This window comes from Mesorhizobium sp. B2-7-2, assembly GCF_006440775.1.
Lineage (GTDB): Bacteria > Pseudomonadota > Alphaproteobacteria > Rhizobiales > Rhizobiaceae > Mesorhizobium.
Map to the genome: position 1 here is coordinate 256,842 of NZ_VFTZ01000009.1, position 8,000 is coordinate 264,841.

At 62.8% G+C, this 8,000-nt stretch carries 11 protein-coding genes; all 11 read left to right on the top strand.

Going from position 1 to position 8,000, the window contains the following annotated elements:
• Positions 1–9: 9 nt before the first annotated feature.
• A complete protein-coding gene (gene ybeY / locus FJ425_RS15295; protein ID WP_140724609.1) occupies positions 10–507 on the top strand; it encodes an rRNA maturation RNase YbeY in 498 nt (165 codons plus the stop codon).
• A 27-nt stretch (positions 508–534) separates the two neighbouring features.
• Positions 535–1,608: a hemolysin family protein gene (locus tag FJ425_RS15300; protein ID WP_140724613.1), complete on the top strand. Its 1,074-nt coding sequence runs from the start codon at positions 535–537 to the stop codon at positions 1,606–1,608.
• Positions 1,609–1,620: 12 nt separating this feature from the next.
• The gene (locus tag FJ425_RS15305; protein WP_140724616.1) at positions 1,621–2,091 is read left to right on the top strand and encodes a VOC family protein; all 471 of its coding nucleotides are present in this window, start codon (positions 1,621–1,623) and stop codon (positions 2,089–2,091) included.
• A gap of 184 nt (positions 2,092–2,275) precedes the next feature.
• Entirely contained in the window at positions 2,276–3,862 is a 1,587-nt protein-coding gene (lnt, locus tag FJ425_RS15310) for an apolipoprotein N-acyltransferase (protein ID WP_140629405.1), read from the top strand.
• Between the two features lie 139 nt (positions 3,863–4,001).
• Positions 4,002–4,424 (top strand): helix-turn-helix transcriptional regulator, encoded by a 423-nt coding sequence (locus FJ425_RS15315; RefSeq protein WP_140545192.1) that lies wholly within the window; start codon positions 4,002–4,004, stop codon positions 4,422–4,424.
• A gap of 162 nt (positions 4,425–4,586) precedes the next feature.
• Complete coding sequence (metK, locus tag FJ425_RS15320) at positions 4,587–5,852, top strand: methionine adenosyltransferase (protein WP_140545194.1); 1,266 nt, start codon at positions 4,587–4,589, stop codon at positions 5,850–5,852.
• The gene (locus tag FJ425_RS15325) at positions 5,849–6,559 is read left to right on the top strand and encodes a tRNA (guanosine(46)-N(7))-methyltransferase TrmB (RefSeq protein WP_140629409.1); all 711 of its coding nucleotides are present in this window, start codon (positions 5,849–5,851) and stop codon (positions 6,557–6,559) included. The genes metK and FJ425_RS15325 overlap by 4 nt, the downstream gene beginning before the upstream one ends.
• A 64-nt stretch (positions 6,560–6,623) precedes the next feature.
• Entirely contained in the window at positions 6,624–6,923 is a 300-nt protein-coding gene (locus tag FJ425_RS15330) for a DUF1778 domain-containing protein (RefSeq protein WP_140629411.1), read from the top strand.
• 3 nt (positions 6,924–6,926) lie between these two features.
• Positions 6,927–7,436 carry a GNAT family N-acetyltransferase gene (locus FJ425_RS15335; protein WP_140629414.1) on the top strand — a complete coding sequence of 170 codons (510 nt, stop codon included), beginning with the start codon at positions 6,927–6,929 and terminating at the stop codon, positions 7,434–7,436.
• Between the two features lie 157 nt (positions 7,437–7,593).
• Positions 7,594–7,836, top strand: coding sequence for a CopG family ribbon-helix-helix protein (locus FJ425_RS15340; RefSeq protein ID WP_181164859.1), 243 nt, complete (start codon positions 7,594–7,596; stop codon positions 7,834–7,836).
• Positions 7,833–8,000: type II toxin-antitoxin system RelE/ParE family toxin (locus FJ425_RS15345; RefSeq protein ID WP_140724619.1), on the top strand; the 168-nt coding region annotated here is incomplete at its 3' end. The genes FJ425_RS15340 and FJ425_RS15345, both read left to right, overlap by 4 nt.

Consider the following 8,000-nt stretch of genomic DNA (forward strand, 5'->3'; position numbering starts at 1 on the left):
AAAGGCCGCATGGCTGCAGACAACAAATCCTCTGCCGGAACCCCGGTCGACGTCGATATTTTCGTCGAGGCCGGCGCTTGGCCCGCGGAAGCCGAGTTGACGCGTCTGGTCGAGCGCGCCGTTGCAGCCGCTTTTGCCGAGACCGGCGCGGGCGGCGCTTCCGAGCTCAGCGTCGTTTTTTCCGACGATGCCCATATCCAGGCGCTCAATGCCGAATGGCGCGGCAAGGACAAGCCCACCAACGTCTTGTCTTTCCCGGCTTTTTCGTTTTCGAAAGGCGGGAAGCTGCCGCCGATGCTGGGCGATATCGTGCTGGCTTCCGAGACGGTGTCTCGCGAGGCGGCACTGGAAGACAAGCCGGTTGCGAACCATATCACCCATCTTGTTATCCATGGCCTGCTGCATCTTTTGGGCCATGATCATGAGACCGACGCCGAGGCCGAGGAGATGGAAGCGATCGAGCGCGCGGCGCTTGCGAGACTTGCCATTCCCGATCCCTACGCGTAACAAAAAAGCTCAATTGACCCGATGGCGATGAACGACACACCAGAAACTGCCGCCCGTCCGGACGCCGGCAGTGCTGCCAAGTCTTCCGAAAAGACGGAAGAGGGCTCAAGTCCGAGTATTCCGACCGGCAGCGCGGCCGCTGAGCCGACGCATGCCGGTCCTTCCCTTGTCGACCGCGTGCTTGGCCTGTTCCGGCACCGCAATGGCACCAGCCTGCGCGAGGAAATCGCCGGCGCGCTTGCCGAAACGGCCACCGATGCCGGCGCCTTCTCGCCTGGCGAACGCGCCATGCTCAACAACATCCTGCGCCTGCGCGAAGTCCGGGTCGAGGATGTCATGGTGCCGCGCGCCGACATCGAGGCGGTCGAGATCAACACGACTCTTGGCGATCTGCTTGGGCTGTTCGAGCAGTCCGGCCATTCGCGCATGCCTGTCTATTCCGAGACATTGGACGATCCGCGCGGCATGGTTCACATCCGCGACGTGCTCGCCCACATCACCAAGCTCGCCCGCGTCAAGAAGGGCCGCAGCAGAGCGAAGACGCCGGTGTCGACCGCGCTCGACCTTGCCCAGGTCGACCTTGCGCGCACCATCGGCGATCTCAGCCTGATCCGCCCGGTTCTGTTCGTGCCGCCTTCGATGCTTGCCTCCGACCTGATGGGGCGCATGCAGACGAACCGCACGCAGATGGCGTTGGTCATCGACGAGTATGGCGGCACCGACGGCCTCGCCTCGCTTGAGGACATCGTCGAGATGGTGGTCGGCGACATCGAGGACGAGCATGACGACGACGAGCCGATGATCACGCAGACCGGCGACGGCGTCTTCGTCGTCGACGGCAAGGCCGAGATCGACGAGGTCGCCAAGATGATCGGCGAGGATTTCGCCGCCGGCGAGCATGGCGAATATGTCGACACCATCGGCGGCATGATCTTCAACACGCTCGGCCGCGTCCCCGCTCGCGGCGAAGTGGTGCAGGCCATCCCAGGTTTCGAGTTCCACGTGCTCGACGCCGACCCGCGCCGCGTCAAGCGCGTTCGCATCGTGCAGAGCCAGAAAGGCGAGCGTCGCCGCCGTGCCGCGCGCACCGAGCAAGCCTGACACCGTCGCGACATGCCCGTCGACGATCCATTCAAGCATCCCGTTCTCGGCTCAGGCGTTTTCTATAAAGATCCGCGCGCGGCATTGACCTGGCTGCAGGCGGCCTTCGGCTTCGAGCCGAGCATGGTGGTGAGCGACGCCGACGGCCGGCTTGTCCATGCCGAAATGCGTTTCGGCGACGGCTACATCATCGTCGATTGCGAATGGGCCGAGCATGTCGCCAGCCCGGCCTCGGTCGGCGGCAAGAACACCCAGGCCGTTTATATCCGGCTGCGGCAAGATATCGACGCTCATTGCGAAAAGGCACGTGCGGCCGGCGCGGAAATTCTTCAGGAACCGACGGATCATTTCTACGGCGAGCGCCAATACCGCGCCCGCGATCCCGAGGGCCATGTCTGGACGTTCAGCCAGACCGTGCGCGTTGTCCCGAAGGACGAGGCCGAGCGGCTGAGCGGCCTGCGGATCGAGGGCTGGCACAGTTGAGCATTTTGCAGCCAAGAGGAATCGCTTGGCGTGGCAGAAATGCGGCTAAGGCAAAGAGCTATGGCGGGATATTAGTTCCCGCTATAGCGCGACGGTCTATCGGGCTGCGCTTATCTGGGTTTGGATCGGGCGGCGCAGCCTGTTAAACCTCTAGCTCCCTGATTCGCGCGACTTGGGAAGCTTGATGCAGCGCTTTGCCGGCCGGATAATTCTGCTGTGGGGGTGGCGGCGGGCGCTGGTGGCGTTTGCCGCCGGAGCGCTAGCGGTGCTTGCCCAGGCGCCTTACGATTTCTTTGCCGTCTGCTTCGTTTCGTTCCCGGTCCTTGTCTGGCTGCTCGACGGCGCCACCGGCGAGGCATCGGATGGCTGGTTGAGGCGCCTGAGGCCGGCCTTCGCCGCCGGCTGGTGGTTCGGCTTCGGCTATTTCCTGGCCGGTCTCTGGTGGATCGGTCAGGCATTGCTGGTCGAGGCCGATACGTTCGCCTGGGCCTTGCCCTTCGCCGTTGTCGGCATCCCCTTCGCGCTGGCCTTCTTCTATGGTTTCGCCACGGTCGTGGCGCGGCTGTTCTGGAGCAGCGACATTGGTCGTATCGCAGCGTTAGCCTTCGGCTTCGGGCTCGCGGAATGGCTGCGCGATTTTCTCTTCACCGGCTTCCCGTGGAATGCCGTCGGCTATGCCGCAATGCCGGTGCCGCTCCTGATGCAGAGCGTATCGGTGACCGGCATGATCGGCATGAATGCGCTCGCGGTCTTTGTCTTTTCGCTTCCGGCGCTCATCGCCGCGCGCCGCCATCTCAAGCTCGGCCTCGCCTTGTTTGTCATCCTCGTCGCCGCCCATGTCGGCTTCGGCTATGTCAGGCTTGCGGCACCGGTCGAATCGAGCCGCGCGATCGATGTCCGCATCGTCCAGCCCGCTGTCGATCTCAGCGAGAAGTGGGATGCCTCGGTGCGTGATCGCATCTTCGCGACTTTGCTGGGGATATCGGGGAAAGCGCCGGAACAGGGCCATGCCAAGCCGCAGCTTATCCTGTGGCCGGAGACATCGGTGCCGTTCCTCTTCACCGAGCGTCCGGACGCGCTGACGGCGCTGGGCGACATGCTGGCCGACGGCCAGATGCTGATAGCCGGCGTCGTGCGGGAAGAGGGCGGATCGGCCAATGCCGGCAGCCGCTATTACAATTCCGTCGTGGCAATCAACAACAAGGGCGAGATTGTCGATGCCGTCGACAAGGTGCATCTGGTGCCCTTCGGCGAATATCTGCCCTTCGCCGACCTGTTCGAACGCTTGGGCATAGGCCAGCTCGTTGCCGGGCCGATGAATTTCGCCGCCGGCAACGAACGCCATCCGATCGGCGTGCCGGGCGGCCTGCGTGCCGCTCCGTTCATCTGCTACGAGGTGATTTTTCCCGATCTCGTTGCTGCTGACGCTGTGTCCGCCGACTTGATTGTGAACGTCACCAACGACGCATGGTTTGGCGACACGCCAGGCCCGTATCAGCACTTCAGGCAGGCCCAGATTCGCGCAGCGGAGAATGGAATGCCTTTGTTGCGCGCGGCTAACAATGGCATATCGGCCGTCGTTGATTCGCGCGGGCGCATTGTCGATGCGCTTGCCGTCGACGCGCGGGGCGCCATCGACGCGCATGTGCCGGTTTCCGGGCGCTCCCTTCTGTCCGCCGAACAGCGACGCATTAACGGATTGCTGATCATGTTGCTGTTTGCGCTGATTGCCTTCACATTGAATGTAAGGCAGCGGCTACGGGTGAATTGACAGTCGGCACATTAGAAACTCATACTGTAACGCCTAAAATTTTCTCGAAGTCGGTTGGAGGGTTCTGTTGGGGCAGGTGGCTCCGGCTTCATATGGGCGGAACAAATAGAAAAAGCCGGAAAAATTCGGCGAGGAAAAAATGACAGAAGAGAACAAGAAGAAGCCGAATCCGATCGACATCCATGTCGGGAGCCGCATCCGGCTGCGTCGCAATATGCTTGGAATGAGCCAGGAAAAGCTGGGTGAAAATCTCGGCATCACCTTTCAGCAGATCCAGAAGTACGAGAAGGGCACAAACAGGGTTGGCGCCAGCCGCCTGCAGGCGATCGCCTCCATCCTGAGCGTTCCTGTCGCCTTCTTCTTCGAGGATGCCCCGGGCGAGGAGCCCGCCGGCGGCACCAGGGGATTTGCCGAAGACTCCTCGATGGCGTTCGCCATTGAATTCTGCGGCAGTCCCGAAGGGCTCCAGCTCAACCGGGCTTTCGTCAAGATCGGCGACGTCAAGGTGCGCCGCAGGATCATCGATCTGGTGAAGGCGCTCTCCGCCGAGGACGCCGATTGATTTGTCAAATGCCGCCGGCGATGTCGCATCGCCGGTGGCATAGCCGACCTTGCCTACATTCATGCCAGATCCGTCGCGCCGCTTGACGAGCGGCGCCCGGCACCGCTAACACGTGGCGCGCCAAAATCGGCAGCTTGCCGATCTTTTCAAGAGGGGACACCCGTGACGCGGCAGAATTATCTCTTCACCTCGGAATCCGTCTCCGAGGGCCATCCCGACAAAGTCTGTGACCGTATCTCCGACGAGATCGTCGATCTGGTCTATCGCGAAGCCAAGAAGACGGGCATGGATCCGTGGAAGGTGCGCGTTGCCTGCGAGACGCTGGCCACCACCAACCGCGTCGTCATCGCCGGCGAGGTCCGCGTCCCCGACACGCTTTTGAAGAAAGACAAGGCGGGCAACGTCCTCAAGGATGCGTCCGGCCACCCTGTGGTCAACCCGGCCAAGTTCAAGTCGGTTGCCCGCAAGGCGATCCGCGAGATCGGTTACGAGCAGTCCGGCTTCCACTGGAAGACCGCCAAGATCGACGTGCTGCTGCATGGCCAGTCGCCCGACATCGGCCAGGGCGTCGACAATGCCGCCGACCGCCAGGGCGAGGAAGGGGCCGGCGACCAGGGCATCATGTTCGGCTACGCCTGCCGCGAGACGCCCGACTTGATGCCGGCGCCGATCTATTACAGCCACAAGATTCTCGAACTGCTGGCAGCGGCGCGTCATGAAGGCAATGGCGACGCCGGCAAGCTCGGCCCGGACGCCAAGAGCCAGGTCACCGTGCGCTATGCCGACGGCAAGGCGGCGGAAGTCACGCAGATCGTGCTCTCCACCCAGCATCTCGATGCGAACTGGGACTCCAAGAAGGTCCGCAAGGTGGTCGAGCCCTATATCCGCGAGGCGCTTGGCGACTTGAAGATCGCCGAGGACTGCAACTGGTACATCAACCCGACCGGCAAGTTCGTCATCGGCGGGCCTGACGGCGATGCCGGCCTCACCGGCCGCAAGATCATCGTCGACACCTATGGTGGCGCAGCCCCCCACGGCGGCGGCGCCTTCTCGGGCAAGGACACCACCAAGGTCGACCGTTCGGCCGCCTATGCGGCGCGCTACCTTGCCAAGAACGTGGTTGCGGCCAAGCTTGCCGACCGCTGCACCATCCAGCTCTCCTACGCCATCGGCGTCGCCCAGCCGCTGTCGGTCTATGTCGACCTGCACGGCACCGGCAAGGTAGACGAATCGAAGCTCGAGGATGCGCTGCGCAAGGTGATGGACCTGTCGCCGTCGGGCATTCGCCGTCATCTCGACCTCAACAAGCCGATCTATGCAAAGACCTCGTCCTACGGCCATTTCGGCCGCAAGGCCGGTCGCGACGGCTCCTTCTCCTGGGAGAAGACCGATCTTGCCAAGGCGCTCAAGGACGCCGTTGCCGCCTGACGCCAGCGGACGCAAAGGATAGGCCGAGACGGGCGACCGAAGGCTTTTTCGGTCGCCGGCACGGCAAGACTATACGCCCGCAGCAGGCGATCGCCCTCGAAGGCGGCCTGCGCCAATACCGGGTCGACCTGACGGCGCAAGCGCCGGCCGATCTCAGGACCTTGTTCAAGGCACAGGTCTCGGCGCTCCAGCTGGAAATCGGTTTCGGTGGCGGCGAGCATCTCCTGCATCGCGCGACGGAAGCGCCGGGAACCGGTTTCATCGGCGTCGAGCCCTTCGTCAACGGCATGGCCAAGATGATGACGGCGCTCGGCAAGGCGCCGCTTGCCAATCTCAGGGTCTATGACGACGACGCCACGCGCCTGCTCGACTGGCTGCCGTCTGGCTCGCTCGACGGCATCGACCTGCTTTATCCCGATCCGTGGCCGAAGAAGAAGCACTGGAAGCGGCGTTTCGTCGGCGCCGCCAATCTCGGCCGCTTTGCCCGGGTGCTGAAATCCGGCGGCAGGTTCCGCTTCGCCTCCGATATCGACAGCTATGTGAACTGGACATTGCTTGCCTGCCGGGATCACGGCGCCTTCGCATGGCAGGCCGAGGACGCTGCCGGCTGGCACCGGCCCTATGAGGGCTGGCCCGGCACCCGCTACGAGGCCAAGGCCATCCGCGAAGGGCGGCGGCCTGCTTACCTGACCTTCATACGAAAATAGGCCGTCCTGTCTTTGTATTGCATTTAGCACTACAAATCGCTACATTGCCGGTAAGGAGACCGTTATGGCCGCCACTGTCGAACGTAAGGAACATCCGATCTCTATGCGCCTGCCGGAAGCGGACGTGGCGATGATTGATCGTGCCGCCAGTCTGCGCGGCCGATCCCGCACGGATTTCGTCCGCGATGCCGCCGTGCGCGCGGCCGAGGATGTGCTGATGGACAACCGTCTTGTCCGCATGAGCCCGGAAGGGTTCGCGGAGTTCATGGAGGTTTTGTCGGCCCCGGCCGCGCCCGTTCCCGACATGGTGGAATTGGCAAAGCGGTCGGCGCCCTGGGAAGCTGCTTATACGACGAAACGCTGACCAGTGGCCTTATCGGCTCCCGAACCGCTTGCGGCATTTCACGACGTGTCCAAATTTTCCTGCGGGAAGCCTGCGCTTGATCACTGGCTGAAAACCCGCGCGCTTTCCAATCAGGGGAAGGGCTTCACGGCCGTTCTCGTTGTTCATGAAGCCGGCCGCGTGGTCGGATATTACGGCCTGGCGCCGACGGCCGTCTTGCCGTCGATCCTGCCTCGTTCGATCCGTACGGGACAACCGCCCGATCCGGTTCCGTGTCTTCTCCTCGGTCAGCTTGCGACCGACGTCGAATGGGCCGGGCACGGCATCGGCACGGCCTTGGTGAAGCATGCACTTCAGCGCTGTGTTCAGGCGGCCGAACTGATCGGAGGGCGCGCGCTGATGGTCAACGCGGTCGATGCGGAAGCGGCGCAATTCTGGCAGCGCCGGGGATTTCTCCCGACGAGAGACGATCCGCTCGTCCTGTTTCGCTCGATCGCGGCAATTGCAGCATCGCTTGTGGAAGCCCGGAGGTAAGGCGAGGCACCGCCATTCGACGAGATAGGTAACGTGCGGCTTCCATGCCCGGTTAGAGCAATTCCAGCGTCCGGAATCGCGCTCTGCCTCAGGACACGCGGAATTGACGAACCACTTTGGTTCCACCACATTCACAATGAACCAGAATGGAGACAGGATGATGAGCGCCTTCACCGTGCGGCTTCCGGATGAGACTGTGGCCAAGCTGGACCAACTGGCCGAAAAGGTGGATCGCTCTCGTTCCTACGTCGCGGCTCAAGCGATCGAAGACTATGTCGCCAGGGAAGAATGGCAGCTTGCCGAGATCGAGGCCGGCCTTGACGAAGCCGATCGAGGAGAATTCGCAAGCGAGAAGGACTTGGCCAGCGTCATAGCGAAATACGTTAAGTCCGAACGATGAAGCGGATCCGCTGGACCCAGCGCGCCGTGCGTCGTCTCGACCAGATTGGCGCTTTCATCGAAAAGGACAATCCAACGGCCGCGGCACGAGTGGTTGCCCGTATCGTTTCCTGTGCGGACAATCTCGCCGAGCAACCCGCCATGGGGCGGGTTGCTCGGCGAGAT

Coding starts and splice junctions, on each gene's coding strand:
- ybeY (WP_140724609.1), top strand. CDS start 10: ATGGCTGCAGACAACAAATCCTCTGCCGGAACCCCGGTCGACGTCGAT.
- FJ425_RS15300 (WP_140724613.1), top strand. CDS start 535: ATGAACGACACACCAGAAACTGCCGCCCGTCCGGACGCCGGCAGTGCT.
- FJ425_RS15305 (WP_140724616.1), top strand. CDS start 1,621: ATGCCCGTCGACGATCCATTCAAGCATCCCGTTCTCGGCTCAGGCGTT.
- lnt (WP_140629405.1), top strand. CDS start 2,276: ATGCAGCGCTTTGCCGGCCGGATAATTCTGCTGTGGGGGTGGCGGCGG.
- FJ425_RS15315 (WP_140545192.1), top strand. CDS start 4,002: ATGACAGAAGAGAACAAGAAGAAGCCGAATCCGATCGACATCCATGTC.
- FJ425_RS15330 (WP_140629411.1), top strand. CDS start 6,624: ATGGCCGCCACTGTCGAACGTAAGGAACATCCGATCTCTATGCGCCTG.
- FJ425_RS15340 (WP_181164859.1), top strand. CDS start 7,594: ATGATGAGCGCCTTCACCGTGCGGCTTCCGGATGAGACTGTGGCCAAG.